The 1,486-nt window shown below is 45.4% G+C and carries 1 protein-coding gene; it reads right to left on the minus strand.

The annotated features are described in order from the left end of the window. Positions 1–44: 44 nt before the first annotated feature. Positions 45–1,349: an IS4 family transposase gene (locus GJR95_RS41590; RefSeq protein ID WP_162391491.1), complete on the minus strand. Its 1,305-nt coding sequence runs from the start codon at positions 1,347–1,349 to the stop codon at positions 45–47. Positions 1,350–1,486: the final 137 nt, after the last annotated feature.

Consider the following 1,486-nt stretch of genomic DNA (forward strand, 5'->3'; position numbering starts at 1 on the left):
GGGCTGCCGATGCGCCGGGCCGCCCAATGCTGTCAACTTAAGCATCAAGTTGCTCTTCTTCGATTAATTTGGGGCTTTCTAGGCCTTTTCCGTTGGCGGCTAAATGCTCGGTTTGGCTTCGACAACGATTTATGCCGACTTACTTGAGCCACTAACCGATCATAAGTAACCTCTACAGACTGGTTCCCAAAGAGCATATCAACTAACTCATCCTTAAGGAGGCCTAAGGAGACAGACCGATTGACCCGGTAGAATGGCTTGGTAGAGAGTGTAGGACTTTGCGGCTGCACCCAGTGTTGCTGAGCGTCTAAATTTAGTAAGCCACTGATGTTGCGGCATAGGATACTGGCATGAAAGTCCTGGCCTACTCCTTCCACTTTTTTACTAGAAAAATTCTCGATTTCCAACAGCGTTTTATCAAAGGCATACTGGGTTTCTATACCCCAGCGTTTGCGGTAAGCCTCGGTAAAGAAATCTAGCCCATATTGCTGGGCTGGCAAGTTGGTAATCAGATATGCCTTAAGCCCGTCAGGTAAATCGAAGGCGATTAATTCGACTACCAGTGGTGCCTGATCTAATTGTCGAAGTATAGTTTGTAAGCGTATGTTTTTCTTTCTTTTAGCTGTAGTCACATTCAACGTAACTGTAGCCCTGGACTGTCCTGAAGCGGCAAAATCCCTAACTTCTTGTAACGAACTTTGTGAACTAATGCGCATCAAAAAATTGATCTTTAGTCGCTGTAAGTGCGCGATCAAGTCAATGGCAGGGTAGCCTCGGTCCAATAGGAGTAGGGTAGGAAAATCGTCAAGCTTACCCCTGGCTTGGCCATCCGATTCAAACCACTCCAGATGTTGCCATGCCATCGTTCTATCATCACTCCTATAGGGAGTTAAAATGGCATGCAGGGTTAACTGATTCAGTATATCATGAGCCAGTGAGCATCGAGCCATAGGAACACAAGCGGTTTGATTGGAAGAGCGGCCATAGTGTTGCACAATCTCTGAGCTTTCTGGTAACTGTAAGGTACTTCCATCGATGGCTAGTAAACGAAAACCATGAAACGTAGCAAAGGCTCCATCGGCGTAGAATTGCTGAATAAGTTGATCATTTAAAGCCACAAAGGCTTCCGGTTTAAGTTTCTGACGTTGCTTAGAGAAGGCTTGTTTGCTGCAAAATGGAGCCTCACTTCCGTGTATATGCCCCAAGAGTTTAGTGAGTTCGACGGCAATACTCCGATTGAAAAGATTGATAAGCCCTACCACAATTTTGGGAAAACTCAGCGTCCGATTGCGAGAAAAATCAGTGAGTTTTTGGCGGTATGTGTGCTGAAAATCCAAATCGGTAATCATGGCTCGCAACGTGGTTAGAATCAACAGATTCTTTTTTTATAGTTTCCATAATGAACGAGAAGACATGAAGCCAAAAAGGTAGTGCTTTTTCCTTAAGTTGACAGCATTGGCCGGGCCGCCGATGCGGTTTCAAAAAC

The organism is Spirosoma endbachense (assembly GCF_010233585.1).
In the GTDB taxonomy this organism is placed as follows: domain Bacteria; phylum Bacteroidota; class Bacteroidia; order Cytophagales; family Spirosomataceae; genus Spirosoma; species Spirosoma endbachense.